Source organism: Paraburkholderia sp. BR10936, from assembly GCF_040965735.1.
GTDB classification, from domain to species: Bacteria; Pseudomonadota; Gammaproteobacteria; order Burkholderiales; family Burkholderiaceae; genus Paraburkholderia; species Paraburkholderia nodosa_A.
In genome coordinates this window covers 60,868-81,508 of the sequence record NZ_JBFRCM010000006.1, presented here as the reverse complement: position 1 = coordinate 81,508, position 20,641 = coordinate 60,868, and the positions used below count along the sequence as shown (strand labels likewise).

The 20,641-nt window shown below is 68.5% G+C and carries 15 protein-coding genes and 1 pseudogene; 3 read left to right on the top strand and 13 right to left on the bottom strand.

Translation table 11 applies throughout. The annotated features are described in order from the left end of the window. Nucleotides 1-29: 29 nt before the first annotated feature. The 12 genes and pseudogenes from AB4Y36_RS14890 to AB4Y36_RS14835 form a co-directional block, all read right to left on the bottom strand. Nucleotides 30-995 (bottom strand): chemotaxis protein, encoded by a 966-nt coding sequence (locus tag AB4Y36_RS14890; RefSeq protein ID WP_069265805.1) that lies wholly within the window; start codon nt 993-995, stop codon nt 30-32. Nucleotides 996-1,121: 126 nt separating this feature from the next. After that, nucleotides 1,122-3,455 carry a putative bifunctional diguanylate cyclase/phosphodiesterase gene (locus AB4Y36_RS14885; protein ID WP_368683401.1) on the bottom strand — a complete coding sequence of 778 codons (2,334 nt, stop codon included), beginning with the start codon at nt 3,453-3,455 and terminating at the stop codon, nt 1,122-1,124. Between the two features lie 296 nt (nt 3,456-3,751). Continuing rightward, nucleotides 3,752-4,045 carry a hypothetical protein gene (locus tag AB4Y36_RS14880; RefSeq protein ID WP_368683400.1) on the bottom strand — a complete coding sequence of 98 codons (294 nt, stop codon included), beginning with the start codon at nt 4,043-4,045 and terminating at the stop codon, nt 3,752-3,754. 22 nt (nt 4,046-4,067) lie between these two features. After that, nucleotides 4,068-4,586 (bottom strand): hotdog family protein, encoded by a 519-nt coding sequence (locus AB4Y36_RS14875; RefSeq protein WP_368602377.1) that lies wholly within the window; start codon nt 4,584-4,586, stop codon nt 4,068-4,070. After that, a complete protein-coding gene (locus AB4Y36_RS14870; protein WP_368683399.1) occupies nt 4,583-5,410 on the bottom strand; it encodes a beta-ketoacyl synthase chain length factor in 828 nt (275 codons plus the stop codon). The genes AB4Y36_RS14875 and AB4Y36_RS14870 overlap by 4 nt, the downstream gene beginning before the upstream one ends. A gap of 5 nt (nt 5,411-5,415) precedes the next feature. Then, on the bottom strand, nt 5,416-6,621 hold the full coding sequence (locus AB4Y36_RS14865; protein ID WP_368683398.1) for a beta-ketoacyl-[acyl-carrier-protein] synthase family protein: 1,206 nt from the start codon (nt 6,619-6,621) through the stop codon (nt 5,416-5,418). Nucleotides 6,622-6,651: 30 nt separating this feature from the next. Continuing rightward, nucleotides 6,652-7,512, bottom strand: coding sequence for a polysaccharide deacetylase family protein (locus tag AB4Y36_RS14860; RefSeq protein ID WP_368683397.1), 861 nt, complete (start codon nt 7,510-7,512; stop codon nt 6,652-6,654). After that, nucleotides 7,509-10,052, bottom strand: a complete 2,544-nt coding sequence (locus tag AB4Y36_RS14855; protein WP_368683396.1) for an MMPL family transporter — start codon at nt 10,050-10,052, stop codon at nt 7,509-7,511. Before AB4Y36_RS14855 ends, AB4Y36_RS14860 begins: the two co-directional genes overlap by 4 nt. Further along, nucleotides 10,052-10,621, bottom strand: coding sequence for an outer membrane lipoprotein carrier protein LolA (locus AB4Y36_RS14850; RefSeq protein WP_368683560.1), 570 nt, complete (start codon nt 10,619-10,621; stop codon nt 10,052-10,054). Before AB4Y36_RS14850 ends, AB4Y36_RS14855 begins: the two co-directional genes overlap by 1 nt. Nucleotides 10,622-10,845: 224 nt before the next feature. Continuing rightward, a pseudogene (locus AB4Y36_RS14845) lies at nt 10,846-11,751 on the bottom strand (acyl-CoA synthetase); the annotation flags it as partial. Then, on the bottom strand, nt 11,748-13,490 hold the full coding sequence (locus AB4Y36_RS14840) for an AMP-binding protein (protein WP_368683559.1): 1,743 nt from the start codon (nt 13,488-13,490) through the stop codon (nt 11,748-11,750). The pseudogene AB4Y36_RS14845 and the gene AB4Y36_RS14840, both read right to left, overlap by 4 nt. Nucleotides 13,491-13,558: 68 nt before the next feature. Beyond that, nucleotides 13,559-14,215 (bottom strand): hypothetical protein, encoded by a 657-nt coding sequence (locus AB4Y36_RS14835; RefSeq protein WP_368683395.1) that lies wholly within the window; start codon nt 14,213-14,215, stop codon nt 13,559-13,561. 527 nt (nt 14,216-14,742) lie between these two features. Between AB4Y36_RS14835 and AB4Y36_RS14830 the strand changes: the two genes are divergently transcribed. From AB4Y36_RS14830 to AB4Y36_RS14820, 3 genes are all read left to right on the top strand, one after another. Beyond that, nucleotides 14,743-15,003, top strand: a complete 261-nt coding sequence (locus AB4Y36_RS14830) for a phosphopantetheine-binding protein (RefSeq protein ID WP_069265977.1) — start codon at nt 14,743-14,745, stop codon at nt 15,001-15,003. Nucleotides 15,004-15,074: 71 nt separating this feature from the next. After that, a complete protein-coding gene (gene fabG, locus AB4Y36_RS14825; RefSeq protein WP_368683394.1) occupies nt 15,075-15,791 on the top strand; it encodes a 3-oxoacyl-ACP reductase FabG in 717 nt (238 codons plus the stop codon). Nucleotides 15,792-16,031: 240 nt separating this feature from the next. Continuing rightward, a complete protein-coding gene (locus AB4Y36_RS14820) occupies nt 16,032-16,790 on the top strand; it encodes a glycosyltransferase family 2 protein (RefSeq protein WP_342949057.1) in 759 nt (252 codons plus the stop codon). Nucleotides 16,791-16,805: 15 nt separating this feature from the next. Here AB4Y36_RS14820 and AB4Y36_RS14815 read toward each other — a convergent pair whose 3' ends face one another. Continuing rightward, nucleotides 16,806-20,384 (bottom strand): indolepyruvate ferredoxin oxidoreductase family protein, encoded by a 3,579-nt coding sequence (locus AB4Y36_RS14815; protein ID WP_368683393.1) that lies wholly within the window; start codon nt 20,382-20,384, stop codon nt 16,806-16,808. Nucleotides 20,385-20,641: the final 257 nt, after the last annotated feature.

Sequence of the window (20,641 nt, the reverse complement as noted above, 5' to 3'; positions counted from 1 at the left end):
CGCACCGGCGCGAACATCCGCTGATGAAATCAGGCGTAAATGGGCTTGCCGGCGAGCGCGCTGCGAATCGCCCCCGCGAGGTCGCCGGCGGCGAATTTCGCCACGTAGCCGCTCGCGCCTGCATTCTTCACGTGCGCCTCATTCGCCGTGCCCGTGAGCGACGAATGAATCACCACCGGAATATCCACGGTGCGCGGGTCCGCCTTGATCTTGCGCGTCAACGTGAAGCCGTCCATCTCCGGCATTTCGAGGTCGGTCAGCACGAGCGCAATGCGATCCTTCGCGCGCACGCCGTCGCGCTCCGCGTTCCTGGCAATCTCGTCGAGCTGCTTCCACGCTTCGAGTCCCGTCTTCGCCATCGTGTATTCGACGCCGAGCGCCTTGAGGCTCTGGCCGATCAGCTCGCGCGCGAAGCCCGAGTCGTCGGCGGCCAGCACCTTCGCACCCGGCGGAATCATCGCGGGCTCGCCCACCTCCTCCGGCACGACCGCGCCGTGCTGCGCCGGGAAGACGTCGCGCAGCACCTGCTCCACGTCCACCACCTGCACGAGTTTCTTGCTCTCGGGGTCGTTCTCGAGCCGCGCGATGCTCGTTACGCGGTTGCCCATCGTGACGTCGGCGGTCAGCACCTGGCTCCATTCGAGCCGCACGATCTCGTCCACGCTTTCGAGCGCGAAGCCCTGGGTGGAACGCGCGAATTCGGTCACGAGCAGGATGTTCAGGCCCGTGACCGGCTCGCAGCCCATGAGCCGCGGCAGGTCGATCACGGGCATCACCTGGCCGCGGATGTTCGCCGCGCCCAGCACGTAGGGGGACGACGCCGCGATCGGAGTGATCGCCGGCATGCTCAGAATTTCCCGTACCTTGAAAACGTTGATGCCGAAGACTTCGCCAACGTCGCTGCCCGGCGCCGCGCCGAGACGGAAAAGCAGCAGCTCGAACTGGTTCGTGCTCGTCAGGCGGGTTCGTTCGTCGATTGCGAAGCCGCTATCCATGATTCTCTGGTGTCCTTTACGTGTGGCGCGATGCGTCCGGCATCCGCTCTCTGCCAACGTCTACGGCCTGGCGCGGGAAATCTTGAGCCTGCCGCTCCCGCACGAGCGTGCCGGATCAGGACACGCTCACACGCCCTCGCGCAAGCGGCCAGCAGCATGCTCGCGCAGGAGCGCCGCGCAGCCCTGGGCGCTCACCGGCCTGCCGAACAGGTAGCCCTGCTGCCGCTCGCAGCGCAGCGAGCGCAGAAACGACGCCTGCTCGGGCGTTTCCACGCCTTCGGCGGTCACGCGCATGCCGAGCGAATGCGCCATCGCCACGACGGCCGAGGTGATCGCCACGGAGTCGCGGTTGTCGGGCAGACCCGCCACGAACGTGCGATCGACCTTCAGATGGTGCAGCGGAAAGCGCTTCAAATACGAAAGCGACGAGTAGCCGGTGCCGAAATCGTCCACTGAAATGCGCACGCCAATGGCGTTCAGCGCGTGCAGGAGAGGCAGCACACTCTGGCTGTCGCTCATCAGAATGCCTTCGGTGATCTCCACTTCGAGCGCGTCGGGCGCGAGGCCCGTGCGCGCGAGGCACCCCTCCACCTGTTCGACCAGCCCGTCCGCGATCTGGCGCGGCGAGAAGTTGACCGCCATGACGAAGTCGGGCGCGAAGAGGCGCCGCCACTGCGCGGCCTGGCGGCACGCGTGCTCGAGCACCCATTGGCCGATCGGGATGATCATGCCGGTGTCCTCGGCCACGGGGATGAACTCCACCGGCGAGACCTGGCCGAGCTCCTCGCTCTCCCAGCGCAGTAGCGCCTCGGCGCCGATCATGCGGCCGCTTTCGCCATCCACGATCGGCTGATAGACGAGGCGCAGCTCGCCCGAAGCGAGCGCGCGGCGCAGCCCCCGCTCGATCTGGAAACGGCGCTGCAGGTGCTGGCGCAACTCGTTCGTGAAGAACTGGAACTGGTTGGTGCCGCGCTGCTTGGCCGCGTACATGGCCGAATCGGCGTTGCGCATGAGTGCGGCGGCGCTGCGGCCATCGTCGGGATACAGGCTGATGCCGATCGAGGCGCCCAGGTAGTACTCGTTGCCCGCGACCGCGAACGGCGCGGCAAGCGCGCCGAGCACGCGCTGCGCAAGCGCGACAAGGTCGTCCACGCCCTTGTAGCAGCACACCGCGATCACGAATTCGTCGCCACCCACGCGTGCGAGCGTGTCCCCCTCGCTCACGCAGCCGGTGAGGCGCCGCCCCACGTCGCGCAGCAGCGAGTCGCCGGCTTCGTGGCCGCCCGTGTCGTTGACCTTCTTGAACCCGTCGAGATCGACGAAGAGGAGCGCCGGCTTCGCCGAACACGTAGCGCGCTCCAGCATCGCGTGCATGCGCTCGGCGAGGAAGGTGCGGTTGTACAGGCCTGTGAGCGCGTCGCGCGTGGCGAGGTAGCGCAATTGCTGCTGCGCCTCGCGCACGGGCCCGATATCCGTGAACGAGACCACCACGGAAATCGGCTCGCTTTCGCCGGGCCGGAAGATCGGCAGCACGTTCTCGCTCACCCAGACGATCTCGCCGTCCGCGAGTTCGAGGCCGACGGTCTCGCCGAGCACCGGCTTGCCCGTCTCGAGCGCCTTCATGCTCGGGCGCTTCGAGGTGGGCAGGGGCTTGCCGCTTTCGTCGAGCACGCGCGGAATCACCTGCATGATGCTCATGCCGACAGCGTGCTCGGGCAGGCGCAGGAGGCGCCGCGCGCTGCGATTGCAGGCGAGCACGGTGTCGTCGCGGGCCTGCATCACGATGCCTTCGTTGAGGTGGTCCACCACGAGGCGATGGTGCTCCTCGCTGAGCGCGAGACGCTCGGCCATGGTCTGCTGGTTGAGCATGGCCGCGACGCTGTGGGCGATGTCGCACAGCAGCGCCTCCTCGGCCGCGCTGGGCCGCCATGGCCGGCTCTGGTACACGGCGAGCGCGCCCAGCACGCCGCCGTTGTCGTCGTCGAGCGGCGTCGTCCAGACCGCGCGCAGGCCGCTGTCGAGCGCGATGCGGCGGTACTCGCCCCACTCGTGCGCGAGTTCGTAGTCCTCCACGCATATCGTGCGCCGCTCGGCGATCGCCGTGCCGGACGGGCTCGTGCCGGAACCGACCGGCGTGCCGTCGAACGCGGCGTGATACTGCGCCGGCAAGTTCGGCGCACTGCCGATGCGCAGGCGCTGGCCGTCGGCATCGAGTTGCAGGACCGCACAGTTTGCGCCCGCGCCCAGCAGCCGCCCGGCGCGACAGCAGACTTCCGCCAGCAGTTCCGGCAGCGGCATGCTGCGCGACACCAGCCGCAATACGCTGCGCTCCTGTGCGAGCGCCGCATCGGTTCCGTTCGCGGCCCCGCTGGTTGCCCCGTCCGATTCTTTCGACACCTCCGACTGACCGCCCCGTGATCCCGCTGCGCCGAACGCTCCCGCCGCTTGGGAATAGACCATACCTTCTTCCCCTCTTGTTGCCGCGGTGCCTGTGGTGCAGGTAGCGCCCGCGGCCGGCTCGATCTCTAATGTGGTGCGCGGCAAACCGCTCGCCGTCAGGCGAGCGATTGCGCCGCCCCTGCGTTAACGGCAAGGGCGGCGCGATTCTTGAAGCGTTGGGGCGAAAGGTACGGGCCGGCGGCGAGCCGGATAACAGGGCGCGGACGGGAAGGCACGCCGGGTGGAGGGGTATGGGCGGCGCGTAGTGGTTCGCGAGGGTAAACGCCTACGCGCGCCGGTACATCGCAAAAAACGCCTTACGCCTGACTCTTCTCGCTGCTTTCGCCGTTGCCGTCCTTATGGAACACGCGCTTGGTCGCGCGCTTGGTGGCCTCGTAGCCTTCGCGCGACGCATGCGCGATGCCGTGGCCCACCGTCTTCGCCGCGTGCGCGGTGGCGTGGCCGAAGTCGCGTGCGGCGTGGCCGGTTTTCGTGGCCGCTTCCTTCGAGTCGTGCTTGATGTTCTCCTTCACTTCGTGAAGGTCGGCGTGCGCCATCGTGCTGGCCATGCCCAGCACGAGCGCGGCAAGTATGAACCGTTTGGATTTCATCATCGGGCTCCCTTTTGTATTGTCATCGAATGACTGCGGACGCGTCGAGCATGACTGCCGCGCGTCCCGTAAGCAGCACGCGGCCCTCGCCGCGCACCGTAAAACCATAGAGTACCGTGTTGCCGCTGCCGCTCACGCGTTCGGCTTCGATCGCGAGCGGCGCGGCGAGCGTGTCGAGGCGCTCGATATGCGCCACTACCGTGCGCACGCTCGCAAGAAAACCGACGCGCGGACGCTCGGCCTCTGCGCCGTCCAGTGCGCCGAGCAACGCGCCATGCACCGCCATGGCCTGCGCCGCGTACTCCACGCCGCACACCGCCGCAAGGCGGCCGCGCGAGCGCAGCGGATTGTGCGGATCGCGATGGCTGGTCGCGATGCAGCGGATACGCGTCTCATCCCATGACTGTACCGCGTCGAGCAGGCACATCGCGCCGCTATGCGGTATGCGCGCCGCGATCCATGCGCGGTCGAGCGGCGCGCCCGGCGCGGCGTTCGCGATCACGTCCGCGAGCGTAGCGGGCAGAGTGGCTTGCGTCGTCATGCCCCCTCTCCAGACGCGTCCACGGGCTCGACGTCGATTTGCACACGCAGCTCGGGCATGTAGTCGATGACCACGCTCGCAGGCTGGCCGGATGCATCCATGCGCGCGAGCGCTTCGAGCAGCGGCAGCACACGCGCGGCGGGATTGTTCGTGCGCAGCGCTTCGAGTTCAGGCGAGGCGAGCGGCGTCGCGAGCGCTTCGGTGAGCGTCACGTCGAGGCGCGCGAGCGTCGTCGCGCTGGCCTGCGGCGCGAGCACGAGCGCGACGCCGAATGCATCGGCCACGGGACGCAACGCGTGCAGCGGCTCGGGATAGTCGGCGTCGTAGGCGATCAGCAAGGTGGGCACGCCATCCACGGCCACCTGACACGCGCTTTCGAGCAGCCCCGCTGCGAAGCTGCCGTCGTGCGCGCACAGCACGTTCGATGCGGCCCGGTCGCGCGTCGCGATGCTCCAGTATCCCGCGGGCGCGTTATGCACCGAGTTGTGAAAACGCGTGGGCGAAAGCAGGCGGTCGTCGCTTGCCAGCGCGTCGCAAATTATGTGGCAGTTCTGACCATCTCCACCCGAGGCGGCGAACACGGCGGCAAGCGTCGTCGCGTCGCGACCGCTCGCCGCGACGGCTTCGTGGCCCACGGCGAGCGCGGTCTTGACGACGGCCCCGGTGCGGCGGCGCTCTGCCGCCGGCAACCCCTCCGGCGGCGGCAGCACCGTGCGTGCGCTCGCGTAGGGCGCGCGCGCGGCGAGCACGTCGGCCGTCTGCGGCCAGTTGGCGAGACCCGGGCCGATCACGCCGACGCTTTCGATGAATACGGAAAGTTTCATGGCGGTCATCCGTGATGTGCGCGGTCCGCGCGCCCAAACAGGAGGCTGCAGTTCGTGCCGCCAAAACCGAATGAATTGCTGAGTGCGGCGCCGACTTGCGCTTCGCGGCTTTCCAGCACGTAGTCGAGGCCGAGCGCGGCGTCCGGCTGCGTGGTGTTGACGCCGGCGGGCACGAAACGATGGCGCAGCGCGAGCGCCGCGATCACGGCTTCGAGCGCACCCGCCGCGCCGAGCGTATGCCCCGTCGCGCCCTTGGTCGAGCTGCATGGCGTGCGCTCGAACAGTGCGTTGATCGCGCGGCTTTCAGCGACGTCGTTGCTTGGCGTGGCCGTGCCATGCAGATTGATGTAGCCGATTTCTCCTGGGGCCACGCCCGCGGTGGAAAGCGCCTGCGCCATCGCGGCGCGCGCGCCGAGCCCTTCGGGATGCGGCGACGACATGTGATGCGCGTCGCTCGATTCGCCCACGCCGAGCAGGAGGATGGCGTCGTCGTCCAGCGTGTCGGGCGTGCGCTCGAGGAAGGCGAACGCCGCGGCCTCGCCAATCGAAATGCCGTTGCGGTTCACGTCGAACGGGCGGCACGGATCACGCGAAAGCAGTTCGAGCGAGTTGAAACCGTACAGCGTCGTCAGGCAGAGCGAATCGACGCCGCCCACCACGGCCGCATCGATCAGCCCCGCTTCGATCATGCGGCGGGCGGAGCCAAACACCTTCGCGCCCGAGGAACAGGCCGAAGAAATCGACGTGGCCGGGCCGCGCAGGCCAAAATAGGCGCGCACGAACGAGGCCAGCGCGAACGGGTTGTGCGTCTGCGCGTAATGAAAGCCCGGCTTGAGCGCGCCGCTTTCCAGGTCCCGCTGCCGGTAGGCGTTTTCGGTTTCGAGAATGCCCGAGGTGCTGGTGCCGACGAACACGCCCACCCGCTCGGCGCCATAGCGCGCGACGGCGGCCCGAATGTGTTCGGCGAAACCGTCCTGCGTGAAGCCGATCTGCGCGAGACGGTGGTTGCGGCACGCATAGTCCGCGAGGTCGGCGCGTAGGGTCTCGCTCTCGAGGCCCGCCACTTCGCCAATCCACGTATCGAGGTCCGCGCGCGCGAAGTCGCAGCGCGCGAGGCCCCCGCGCTTGCCGCGCAGCGCGTCGAGCGTCGCGTCGAGCCCGCGCCCGAGGCAGCTGGTAGCGGTGAAATGCGAAAGGATCAGTGGTTTCACGTCAGTCGTTCCGTTTGCGCAGCGGTGGAATCAGGGTTGACCGGCTTCGCCGTCGAGGCACGCGCGCAGTGTGGTCCACTGCAGCTGGCGTTCGGCGGCGGCGCGCAGGAGCGGCGGCAGCACGTCGAGCACGAGCGGCTTGCCGCTTGCGTCGCGCGCCGCGTGGCCGTCGTGCACGAGCAGGATGTCGCGCGCAGCCAGGCCGTCGAGCAGGCGGTGCGTGACCGTGCCGGCGTCTTTCGCGCGGGTGTCGAAGCCGCGCCGCGTCCAGCTCGCGAGGTGCAGGCCGAGGCCGCACAGCACCGGCTCGAGGAACGGATTGCGCAGGCCCGCCGGTGCGCGGAAAAAGCGCGGCGGCGTCCCCGCGATTTCGGTAAGCGTGCGCTGCGCCGCCTCGATCTCGCGCTTCATCACGATGGGCCCCGAGACTGAAAACGTATGCCGATGGCGCTGGCTATGGTTCTCGACGGCATGGCCGCGCGCCACGATCGCTTCGACCAGATGCGGGTGGCGTCGCGCGAGATCGCCGATGCAGAAGAAGGTTGCGCGAACATCGAAGTGGTCGAGCAGGTCGAGCACGCGCGGTGTCACTTCGGGGTCCGGACCATCGTCGATGGTGAGCGCGATGCGCTGCCCCGCGTGCTCGGGCAGGCGCGTCCAGTTCGGGCCGAGCAACGCGCTGCGCGGCCACAGGCCCGCGGCGATCAGCGCGAGATGCGACGCGACCACGCTGCCCGCGGCCCACGGCCACGCGTGCGGCTGCGCGGCCACGGCGGCGGCCGCTCCCGCGGGCAGCGCCGCCGCGCCGCTTATGAGCGGCGACGGCCTCCAGCGGCGCGCCGTGGCGGACGCGGGCGTCGCATGCGTAGCGCGCAACGAAGCCGAATTCATGCGCGGCCTCCGTGCGGGTGGGTCATCTGCGCGGGTTCGGTACGCGGGCGAGCGTGCCGCCGCTCGTCGCGCGTATCGGCGCTCAGGTGCGCCTCGTCGCTGCTGTGCACGAGCGGCGGCGCGAGAATCGCCGCGAACACGAGCGCGAGCATCGCGCCCGGCCCCACCGTCAGCCCGAACGTTTCGAGCAGTGGCACATGAGACAGCGAGAGCAGGCCGAAGCCTGCCACCGTCGCGAGATTGGCGACGAGCAACGAGACGAGCGTGCGCGGCGTGATGCCCGCTTCGTCGTCGCGCTTGCAAAAGAACAGTGCATAGTTCGAGCCCACCGCGACGATGAGCAGCATCCCGACCAGGTGCAGAATGGTGAGCGACACGCCTGCCAGCGCGAATCCCGCCGCCACGACCAGCACCGCCGCGACGAGCGGCGCGAGCGCCCTCGCCGCACGCGAGAACGAGCGCAGCGCGAACACCAGCAGCACGACAATGACGGCGAAACCCGCGAGCGAGAGGCGAATGTCTTCGTGCACGTAGTCCACGTACATGCGGTCGGCTTCGGCCTTCATGTCGACGAAGAGCGCGCCCGGCACGTTCGCACGGGCGACGGCGCCGCTCACGGAGCTGGCGTCGAGGCTCGGCGTATTCACGGCCTGCGCGCCTTGTGAATGGCGCGGCGCACGCAAGGCGAGCATGGCGCTCCACTGGCCGTCGCGCTGGGTCAGGAGCGCATCGACGGCGAGCGCCATCGACGTGCCCTTGAGGTCCGCACGCGTGACGAGCGGCGCGTTGCGCGCCGCCTCGACGTCGGCGAGGAACGGCGCGAAGGCGTCGGGCCTCACATCCACCGGCTGGTTCCTGAGCGCCTCCTGCAGGCGCGCCGTGAGCACGTCGTTGCCGGGCAGGCTCGCGAGGCGTGCACGCTGGGTGGCGTCGCTCGGCAGGTAGCGCGCGGGGCTCTCGAAGCCGCCCAGCACACCACGCTCGACGAGCGGCTCCAACTGCGCGCCGACCTTCTCCGCGCCTTCGAGCGCGGCCTGCTCGCTCGCGGCCGGAATCACCACGAGATAGCGCACGTCGGGCGCGCCCACGTCCGCGCGCAGGCGCGTGTCGAGCGCCTGGCTCGCGGCCGGCACGGGGCTCAAGGCGGCAAGCTCGTGGCTCCAGAGGTCGTCGCGATGCAGCCAGAGCGACGCGAGCGCGGCGAGCACGAGCGCCGCGAGCGGCCAGCGCAGGCGCGGTGCGGCGTGCGCCAGGCGCGCGAGCGCCGCGCCGATACGCGACACATCGCGGATCGCGACTGCGCCGCCCGACAGTTGCGGCAGCACGAAACGCGTGACGAGCGCGGCGCTCAGGAGGCCCGCGATCGAATAGAGCCCGAGTTGCACGAGGCCGGGGAAGCCCGAGAACAGCATCGTCGCGAAGCCGCACACCGAGGTCAGCACGCCAAGGCGGATGGTCGGCCAGTAAGCGGCGAGCCATGCGCGCATCGACTCGCGGCCCTGAGGGGCGCCGCGGGGGCCACCCTGCGACGACTGCACGAACAGATAGATCGAGTAGTCCACCGCCTCGCCCATCAGTGTCGTGCCGAAGCCGAGCGTCAAGCCATGCACCGTGCCGAACACGAGCGAAACCGTCGCAATGCCCGCCGCCACACCCGAGAACACCGGCAGGAGCCCGAGCCCCAGCGTGCGCGGCGAACGGTACAGCGTGAGCAGCAGCGCGACGATCAGCACGAGGCTCAGGGTGGAGAGGCGTTCCACGTCGTGGCGAATCGCGTCGCGCGTGGCGACCCCGAACACGCCCGGCCCCGTCAGCGATACCTGGTAGGCCGAAGCATTGGGCAAGGTGCGCGTGGCGGCGGCAAAAGCGGCGCGCACGGCGTCGATGGCGCGGGACTGGGCGTCCGTGTCGGAGCCGGCGGCCGCCGTTTGCGCCACCAGCACGGCGCGCCGGCCGTCGCGCGAGGCCCAAACGCCGCCGCGGCTCGCAGGCTGCGCCGCGCTATCGAGCTGGCCGACCATCGCCGCCACTTCGCCCGTCGGGTCGCGCGGCAGCAGGTCCTTGGCAACCAGCCCCGCCGACGAAGTCAGCAGATCGAGGCTCTCGCCCAGCGCTTCGTGCAGCCCTTGTTCCGTGAAGTGTTGCGGCGTGACCGCGGGGCTCAGCACATAGCGGTGGGCGAACATGAACTGCTCGTCGCGCGCGTCGTTCTGGCCCGAGCCGTTGTGGATCGCCACGAATTGCGGGTCGGCGCGCAGGCTCGCCGCCACGCGGCGCGAAAGCTCCGCGCGCGTGCTCTCGTAGCCGCCGTCGATGCCGATCAGAATGAGCCGGGACGCCAGCCCGTCGCGCAGTTGATCGACGAGCACTTGCTGCGTGGGGCTCGGCGAGCGCGGCAGAAACGCCGAGAGATCGGCGGTGAAGTTCGCGCGGCCGATCGCCACCGCGCACGCGACGAGGCACAGCAGCCACACCGCAACGGCGCGCCGCTGCACGAGCGCGCAGCCGCGCGCAAGGACCGGATGGGCGCGCGGGTCCATCAGTTCGCGTCCGCGGAAAGGGCATGCAGGCGCATCACCGAATGATCGCCGTCTGCCTGCTGGATCGCGACGCTGCGCATCGCGTCGCGCGTGCCGTCTATCGTGATGGTGCTCACTACCTTGCGCATGCGCGAGTCGAGCGGCGTGAGCGTGAGCGTCCAGTCGTCGCCCTCACCCGTGAGCGCGACCTTGTACACCTGCTCCAGCGCGAAGCGGTTGCCTGCGAGCGTCGCGCGGATGCTCTCGATGAACGCGCCCAGTTCCGGATAGCGCGCGAGCGCCAGCGTGTACTTGTGGTTCTCGCGCTGCACGGTGAGCATGTCGCCGTCCACCACGAGGTGCTCGGGCTTCGGGTTCTGCGTGATCTTTTCCAGATGATCGGGCGCGACGAACACGAGTTCGCCCGACGACTCCACGGGCTGTGTCGCAATCGAGAGGTACTTCGTCTCGGTGAAGCTCGCGCGGCCGGACTTGCGCTGCGCGAGCGTGGACATCAGGCGGTCGAGCGTCCACGCGGGCTGCGCGGTTTCGGCAGCCTGTGCCTGCGCGGCAGGCGCGGCCGCCGTCATGACGGAAGCGGCGAGGAAAGCGGCGCTCGCCAGCGCACGCTGGCAGCGCGCGCGCAAGGTTGCGCAACGGCGGTTCGCGCTCATGCGTCGGTCACCTCGTGCACGGGTAGCTCGGCATGGGGGCGCGTCTCGCGGCGGCGCACCGTGGCCGGCGCACGCGCTGCAGTGCTCGCCGCCGCAGTTGCCGATGCCGGTGCCGGTGCGCCAACCATCGCGCCTTGCCTGCCGCCCTGCCAGAAGTCGTAGTAGTTGAACCAGTTGTACGGCGCCAGGCGGCAATAACGGTCGAGCAGGGTCACGTAACGCACGAGCGCCGCGTCGATGGCGCGCTGGCGCGACTCGCGCGGCACGTCGGTGAAGTCCGCCAGCGTTTCGAAGTGCACGTCGTAGCGATTGCCGCCGCGATACAGGCCCGTCATGAACAGCACCGGGCGCTTGAGCATCGCGGCCATGTAGAGCGGCCCGAGCGGGAACGCCGCCGGTTCGCCGAGAAACGCCATGCGGCGCATGGTGGCGGCGTCGTCGGCGAGCAGCGTGCGGTCCGCGAGCATACCCACCATGCAGTTCTGGTCGAGACGCTCGTGCACCTTCAGCATCGAGCCAACCTGGCCGAGCCCGATCACTTCGGGCTTCGCCGCGGGATTCACGGCGGCGAGCGTCGCGTTGATCTTCTGCGCGTTCTCTTCGTACATCGTCACGACCACGCGCAGGTCGGGCCGCGTGCGGCCGAGCGCGCGCACGATCTCGAAGCTGCCGAGATGCGCGCCCATCAGGAACACGCCGCGCCCCTTGGCGAGCGTCTCGTCCACGAGCGTATGGCCGTGCGGGCGGATATCGAACATGTCGAAGCGCGCGTTCGCCAGGTAGATGCGGTCGTGAATCGTCGACGCGAATGTAAACACGTGGCGGTAGATGTCGCGCCAGTGCGCCGGGCGGCCCAGTACGCGGCGCAAGTAGTCGCGCGAGGCGGCGCACGCGCGCGGCGAAAACAGCACGAAATACAGGGCGATCAAATGCAGCAGCACGCGGCCCGCGCGGCGGCCGAGGCGCAGCGAGAGCCACGTCATGATGCGCAGGAGCAGCGTATTGCTGCGCTCCTGCTGGTTCGCCCAGTCGGTGCGCTTCGTCATGGCTGCGCTCCGGTTTTTTCGTCGCTGATGACGCCGCTCGCGACATCGCGCGCGCCCGCGCGCAGCGTGAAGCGGATCGCGCCGCTCGCCGCCGCGTCCCAGGCGAGGTCGAGCGTTTCGCCAGGCGCGGCCGGGCTCAGGAATTTCGCGGTGCTGAGCTTGAACGTGGTGAACGGCCGGTTCAGCGCGTCGCCGATCGCGTCGATGGCGTGATCGAGCAGCACGACGCCGGGCACGATCGGGTGACCCGGGAAGTGGCCCGGCAGCGCGGGATGATCGGCGGGAATCGCGAACGAAAGCGTGGTTGCGGGTTCGGATAGAGCGTCGCCCGCTTCCTGCGCCGCCGGCGCGAGGCCGCCGCCGCGCATCTGCCGCGCGACGAACGCCGCGAGCACGTCATGCGGCAGCTTGCCGGTGTCGTTGCGCGGCAGGGAATCGACGAACAGCAGCGGACGCGGCAGAAACGCGCGATCGATGCGCTCGCGCAGCGCGCGCTGCAGATCGGCAAGCGTGAGCGTGGGCGCGACCACGAGCGCGACGAGGCGCTGCACGATGTCGTGTCCCGTATGCGCATCGTGCTCGAGGTGCGCTGGCATGAAGAATACGCCGTCCACCACGCCAGGAATGGCGTTGAGCTGATGGTTGAGGTAGGCGAGCGAGGTCCGCTTGCCCGCGATGTTGATGAGGTCCGCCTTGCGCCCGTGCAGCAGGAAACGCTGCGCGTCGAGCAGTTCGATCGCGTCGCCCATCGGCACCGGCTCTTCCACGTGGCCGCCCGAGACCCACATCGTGGGGCCTTCGTCGTCCTGGACCGCGCTTGCGCGCGCTTCGAAGCGAACCTGCGGGAACAGCTGCCACGTTGCGCCCTTCGCGGTGCGGCGCGTCGCGATCTGGCCGGTTTCGGTGCTGCCGTAGATTTCGACGAGCGGCGCCTTCAAGCGCGTTTCCGCTTCGAGCGCGAGCTTTTCCGAAAGCGGCGCGGTGGCGGAGAGCACCAGCTCGGCCGGCGGCAGCGCGTGATCGGTGGCGAGCAGCGCGCGCAGATGGATCGGCGAGGTCACGAGCACGCGCGGCTGCGGCACGGCTTCGAGTTCGTCGCGGATATCGACGGGATAGAACGGCAGCCGGTTGCTGAACGCGAAGCCACCGATCAGCGGCAGCAACACGGTCACTTCGAAGCCATACATGTGCTGCGGCGGCACCGTGCCGACGATCGTGCAGTCGCGCGCGGCGAGCAGGCCGTGGCGCTCGGCCGACGCGCGCACGCCCGCCACCAGCACGCCCCACGTCTTGGCATGCGGCACCGGCGCGCCGGTGGACCCCGACGTGAACACGTAGGCCGCGACGCGCGAGGCGTCGATCCGCGGGACGGCGAACGGCGCGTGCCCGTCGGCTTCCTGCCGGGCTTCGGGATACGCGAAACGCGGCAGGTCGATCGCGCAATCGGGCGCGTCGTGCAAGCAGAACGCATCGGGTGCGAACGAGGCGAGCTGGCGCACCGTTTCCGGCGTCTGCGTCGAGGGCAGCAGGCTGATGCGACCAGAGACGAGCGCCGCGCACAGGCCCACGGTAAAGCGGTAGCGATCGCGGCAGACGTTGAATACGTGGCCGCCCGCCGGCAGTGCCGCGGCCACACGCGTGACATCGGCGAGGAACGCGCGCACCGTGACGGGCGCGCCGTCGCGCCAGGCCATGACCTGATCGGGCGACGTATGAAAAACGAGCGGATGAGTCTGCATAACTTCAGTCAATACGGATTCCTGCGTTGTTCCCTGCTTTGATTCAGGCTGGCGAGCGGCGTCCATGATCAGGAATGCTCCGCGTGCGCCTGGGTCGTCTGCCGGTATGCGCGAATCGCGTCGAGCATGCCGGCATTCGCCTCGCCGGGCAGCACGAAACGCCGGCATGCGTGCTCGGCGACGAACATCACCGCCACGAGCGGCAACGCCAGATAGTTGGCGAACGTCGACCACGCGACGATCGGTGCAACCGCGAACATCAGCGTCGAAACGCCGGCAATCGCGACGAAAAAGAGCGCCCATGCGAGCGTGATCTGGCGCGTATAGCGCGCGACGGACGGCGTCAGCGCGCCGCCGTGGATCATCGACGCGAACTGCGTGCAAAGCGGCACGCGCCCCGCCGCGAGCGTGCGCCCGAACAGCAGCGCCATCGCGAGGTTGAAGCTCACATGCTCCAGATACAGTCCCCACTCGAAGTGCCAAGCAAGCGGCGTGCGCATGAACCACAGCGTGAGCACCACGAGCGTCCACAGCGGCAGCAGCCACGCCCGGCGCGGCGAACGCGCGGCGGCGGCCAGCGCGATCGCGAGCGGGGGCACGAGCGCCATGGCCAGGCCGAAGCCGTGCGCGCCGGGCGTCGCGACCGCGTAGTGCGCGCCGATTTGCCAGGCGGCCACAGCCGCCACTCCAAGCGCCGCGCGCGCCGCCGCAGCCACGGCGCTCATCGCCCGCCTCCGCGCACGCGCGCGCCAGAGGGCCGTGCGCAGGGCGCCGGCGGGCGGTCGGCCCCGGTGCGACCCAGGGCGGTCTGGCTAAGCAAAGAGGGCATCTGGCAAATATCGCAAATGGACTCGTAAGTGAATCGTAGGGTAAGGCAAGCGCCCCGAATCCTCTTAAGAAACGCAAGTATCGGGCCGGTTTCTTGCAAGTATGGTCAGGCACGCACATTTTAAGATTGGCGGGACCCGATCACCTGTCCTGCCGGATGCCGGTTTGTAACTGAATGTTCGGAATCGCGTCAGGCGGGGTTTTTGTCGGATCCAGACAGGCCCGAAGCCGTGCAAGCGTCTCGCGCGTTCCGATCCCAAAAAAGGGCGGCGCCTGGCACCGACCCTCTGTAACCCTTTCGGCTGGGAGCACGGTATACGCACCGATACCCTTCACTTAGAATCCTGGTAACTTTTACATCAAACGAACCCTAAAAACGGGTGGCCGGCGCTTTCGGCCCGCACGCCCGGAGAGCCCACGCATGATGAACGCACTGGAACAAGAGCTCGCCACGCAGATCGTGAAAGAGCTGAATCTCGAAGATGTCTCGCTCGACGAAGTGGGCGCCGACACTCCGCTCTACGGCGAAGGCTTCGGGCTCGACTCGATCGACATCCTGGAAATTGCGCTGCTGATCTCGAAGAAGTACGGCTTCGAGCTGCGCTCGGACAATCCGGAAAACGAAAAGATCTTCGCGACGCTCGGCTCGCTGGCCGCCTACGTCGCGGCGCACCGGGTGCGCTGACGTGCGCGGCGCGTAGTGCCATGACTGCCGGCGCAGGCCAGGACCTGGCCAGGATTGAGGGAGGAAAACCCATGCGTGCACTCGTGACAGGCGGCAGCGGCGCACTCGGGCAGGCCATCAGCGTGGCGCTCGCGCAGGCGGGCCACGAGGTCTGGGTGCACGCGAACCGGCGTCTGGCCGAGGCCGAAGCCGTCGCGCAGCGCATCGTCGCGGCGGGCGGCAGCGCGCACGCCATCGCCTTCGACGTGACCGACGCCGACGCGGCCCAAGCCGCGCTCGCGCGGCTCGTGGACGAAGCGCCCGTGCAGATCCTGGTGAACAACGCGGGCATTCACGACGACGCGCCCTTGGTGGGCATGCGCCGGGAGCAATGGCGCCGCGTGATCGACGTCTCGCTCAACGGCTTTTTCAACGTGACCCAGCCGCTCCTCATGCCGATGATCCGTACGCGCCACGGGCGCATCGTCAACATCGCCTCGCTCGCGGGCGTGATGGGCAATCGCGGCCAGGCGAACTACGCGGCCGCGAAGGCCGGGCTGATCGGCGCAACGAAATCGCTCTCGCTGGAGCTGGCCTCGCGCGGCATCACGGTGAATGCCGTGGCGCCCGGTATCATCGCTTCGCCCATGGCGGAGCACGCGTTTCCCGCCGAGCGCATCAAGCAGCTCGTGCCCGCGCAGCGCGCCGGCCAGCCCGAGGAAGTCGCGGGCATGGTGGCGTACCTGGTGTCCGACGCGGCCGCCTATGTGACAGGGCAAGTGCTCTCGATCAACGGCGGCCTGGCTTGAACACGCGGCGCGTTTTCCGCTGCTGCATCCTCTGAGGAAATACGAGTGTCTGTGCAACCCTTCGACGCAAAGCGGCAGTCGCGCTCCGCGCCCGGCACCAGCACGGGCGCGAGCGCCGAAGCATCCGGATACGACGTCCCCGCGCACGATGCGCCGGACGTCCGCCCGGGCGGTTATGCGCGCGCAGCGGCGCGACCTAGAATTTTTTCAGGGTCTCCCGCTGTCGAGGCACCCGCTGCCATGGCCACGCCTTCGTCCACGCATCTCGTCCTGATCCCGAGCTACAACCCGGGCGCCAAGCTCGACGAAACCGTGCGCGGCGCACGCGCGCAATGGAACCCCGTGTGGGTCGTGGTGGACGGCAGCACGGACGGCAGCGCCGCGCGCCTGCAGGCCATGGCCAACGACGACCCCGGCCTGCACGTCATCGTGCTGCCCGACAACCGGGGCAAGGGCGGCGCGGTGCTCGCGGGGCTCGAAGCCGCCGCGGCGCGCGGATTCACCCACGTGCTGACGATGGACTCCGACGGCCAGCACCCCGCCGCGCTGATTCCCGAATTCATGGCCGCCTCGCAGGCCGCGCCCGACGCCATGGTGCTGGGCCTGCCGAAGTTCGACGCGAGCGCGCCGCAACTGCGCGTGCAGGGACGACGCCTGTCGAACTTCTTCGCCGACTTCGAGACGCTGTGGGCCGGCATTGGCGATTCGCTGTACGGCTTTCGCGTGTACCCGATCGCGCCACTGAAGGCGATCATGCACCGCCAGACGTGGATGCGCCGCTTCGACTTCGATCCCGAAGCCGCCGTGCGCCTGTGCTGGGCCGGCGTGCGGCCCATCCAGATCGAAGCGCCGGTGCGTTACTTCGGCGCCGATGAAGGCGGGGTCTCGCATTTCAACTATGTGCGCGACAACCTGCTGCTCGCGGGCATGCATCTGCGGCTCGTGAGCGGCTTCGCGCTGCGCCTGCCGCGCTTGCTCGGCAGGCGCCTGCTGCCCTGATCGCTCGATGGCTTCTTACGCCGTGGCGCGCATCGCTGCGCTCGTGCGGTAGTCGGCCAGCAAGCGCTCCTGCCTTTTGCCGGCCGCCGCGAGATTGCGCGCCTTGACGTGGCCGAAGCCGCGAATCTCGTCGGGCAGCGCCGCCAGCTGCAGCGCGACGGGCAGGCGCTGGGCGTCGAGGCTCGCGCAGAATTCGTCCACGAGCGCGACGTATTGCGCAATCGAGCGGCGTTCGTCGCGACGCTCTCCGGTCTTGCCGAACACGTCGAACGCCGTCCCGCGCAGCCCCTTCATGCGGGCCAGCGTGCGCAACACCGGCAGCACCCACGGACCGAAACGGCGCTTCACGAGATGACCGTGCTCGTCGCGCTTCGCGAAGAGCGGCGGCGCGAGCCAGAAGTTCAGCTTGTAGTCGCGTCCCGGCTCGCCTTCGAACTGCTCACGCAGCTTCTGCAGATACGCGGGATCGGCGTAAAGACGCGCGACCTCGTATTCGTCCTTGTAGGCCATGAGCTTCGCGAGATTCACGGCAACGGCGCGCGTGAGCGGCAGCTTCGCGTCGCAGCCAAGCGTTGTCTCTTTCACGCGAATGCGCTCGACCACGCGGCGATACTGCTGCGCATAGGCGGCGTTCTGATACGCCGTGAGCAGCGCTTCGCGCGCGGCGATCACCTTGTCGAGCGATTCGGGCATGCGCAGAACGACGGCTTGCGGCTCTGCCTGCGTCCTGGTGAGCGCGCGCACGACCGCCTCGCCATGATGCGCGACGTAGCGGCCCCAGTTGAACGCCTGCTGGTTCTTCTCCACGGCCACGGCGTTGAGCTCGATCGCACGACGCAGATGCGCGAGTTCGAGCGGCAGCCAACCCTTTTGCCACGCATAGCCCAGCAGCAGCGGATTGCTGTAGATCGTGTCGCCGAGCAAGGCCAGCGCGAGCGCATTGGCGTCCACGAACGCACAGCCCTCGCCGATGCTCGCACGGAGTTCAGCCTCGGTTTGCGCACCCGGAAACGTCCACTTCGGATTCTTGACGAATTCCGCGGTCGGCGTCGCGCCGCTGTTGATCGCCGCGACCGTCACGCCATGCTGGGTGCGCGAGAGCACGTCGCCCGAAGCGGAGACGATCGCATCGCAGCCGATCACGAGGCGCGCCTCGCCCGTGGCGATGCGCGTGGCGTGCAAGGCGGCGGGCGTCGCCGCCACCTGCACGTGGCTCAGCACGGCGCCGCCCTTTTGCGCGAGCCCGGCCATGTCGAGCACGGTCACGCCCTTGCCTGCAAGATGCGCGGCCATGCCGATCAGGCCGCCGATGGTCACGACGCCCGTGCCGCCCACGCCCGTCACGAGGATGCCGTAAGGCTTCGCCAGTTGCGGGAGCACCGGCATGGGCAGCGCGTCGAAATCGATCGATGCGGCGCTGGACACGTTCGCCGCGCGCGGCTTGCGCAACTGCGCGCCCTCGGCCGTCACGAAGCTCGGGCAAAAGCCCTTCACGCACGAAAAGTCCTTGTTGCACGACGACTGGTTGATCTTGCGCTTCGTGCCGAGCGGCGTGTCGAGCGGCTCGACGGACAGGCAGTTCGATTGCACCGAGCAGTCGCCGCAGCCCTCGCACACGGCGTCGTTGATGAACGCGCGGCGCGCCGGGTCGGGATAGGCGCCGCGCTTGCGGCGACGGCGCTTTTCGGTGGCGCAGGTCTGGTCGTAGATCAGCACGGTGGTGCCGGCGATTTCGCGCAACGTGCGCTGCACGCTATCGAGCTGGTCGCGATGGTGAACATCCACGCCCGCCGGCAAGACGATATTCGAGTCGTATTTTTGCGGCTCGTCCGTGACGATGACGATGCGCTTCGCCCCTTCGGCATGCACCTGATGCGCGATCTGCGGCACGGTGAGCACGCCGTCCACGGGCTGGCCACCCGTCATCGCCACCGCGTCGTTGTAGAGAATCTTGTAGGTGATGTTGGCGTTCGATGCGATGGCCGCGCGAATCGCCAGCAGTCCTGAGTGAAAGTACGTGCCGTCGCCGAGATTCACGAACACGTGCCTGTCGCCCGAGAAATGCATCTGGCCGAGCCACGCCACGCCCTCGCCGCCCATCTGGCTGAACGTTTCCGTCTTGCGGTCCATCCACATCGACATGTAGTGGCAGCCGATGCCCGCCAGCGCACGCGAGCCTTCGGGCACATTCGTCGAGGTATTGTGCGGACAGCCCGAGCAGAACCACGGCTTGCGCTCCACCGTCACGCGCGGCTTCGCTGCCTCGCGTTCCTTCGCCTCGATGATCGCCACGCGCGCGAGCATACGTGCGCGGACTTCCTCGGGCACGTCGGCGCGCGCGAGACGCCGCGCAATGGCCTTGGCGATCAGTGCGGGCGAGAGTTCGTAGTGCGCGGGCAGCAGCCAGTTGCCGCGCGGCACCGACCATTCGCCGCCTTCGTTGTCGCGTTCGTCGAACTTGCCGTAGATCTTGGGACGCACGTCTTCGCGCCAGTTGTAGAGCTCTTCCTTGAGCGCGTATTCGAGAATCTGGCGCTTTTCCTCCACCACGAGAATTTCTTCGAGCCCGGTGGCGAAGCCGCGCGCGTCCTGCGCGTCGAGCGGCCACACACAGCCCACCTTGAGCACGCGCACGCCGATCTGCGCGCAGGTCTCGTCGTCGAGGCCGAGGTCGGTGAGCGCCTGGCGCACGTCGAGATACGCCTTGCCCGCGGTCATGATGCCAAAGCGTGCGCGCGGCGAATCGATCACCACGCGGTTCAGGCGGTTCGCGCGCACATAGGCAAGCGCGGCGTACCACTTCTCGTCGAGCAGGCGCGCTTCCTGGGCGAGCGGCGTGTCGGGCCAGCGGATATTGAGCCCGCCTTCGGGCATGGTGTAGTCGGCGGGCGTGACGATTGCCACGCGATCCGGGTCCAGGTCGATCGACGCGGTCGATTCGATCACGTCGGTCACGCACTTCATGGCGACCCACAAGCCGGAGTAGCGGCTCATGGCCCAGCCGTGCAAACCGTAGTCGAGATATTCCTGCACGTTCGCGGGATAGAGCACGGGAATGCCCGCCGCGATGAGCGCGTGCTCGGACTGGTGCGCGACCGACGACGACTTCGCCGCATGGTCGTCGCCCGCGAGCACGAGCACGCCGCCGCGCGCGTCGCTGCCCGCGGAGTTGGCGTGCTTGAACACGTCGCCGGTGCGGTCGACGCCGGGGCCCTTGCCGTACCACATGCCGAACACGCCGTCGCGCTGCGCGCCGGGCCAGAGATTGATCTGCTGCGTGCCCCACACGGCGGTGGCGGCGAGGTCTTCGTTCACGCCGGGCTGGAACACGACGTCGTGGGCCTGGAGGTGCTTTTTCGCCTTCCAGAGCGACTGGTCGAGCGCGCCGAGCGGCGAGCCGCGATAGCCCGAGACGAAGCCCGCGGTATTCAGGCCGGCCTTGCGGTCGCGCGCCTTTTGCAGCATGGGCAGGCGTACCAGCGCCTGGGTGCCGCTGATGTACACGCGGCCCTTTTCCAGCGTGTATTTATCGTCGAGCGAAACGGATGCGGCTAGCGATGCAGCGTCTACGGCGGCACGGTCTGGGGCGTTCATGGCGGGGCTGTCTCCGGAATCGGTACTTCATCGGTACGTTTTCCGGGCGAGTATAGGAAGCCGATATGCCATCGTAAAATCACAAATTGGGAACACCGGTATGTGAAAAACGGATGGCTGGACGCGCAGTCATCCCCGCGTCGACGGGCGCTTGCTCAAGCGCCTCGGGTATTTGCCGTTAACACACGGGACCAGCAACCACTCATTCCGGAGTCCCGCTTGCACGCGAAACCACGCGCCCTGCCATCTGCATCTGT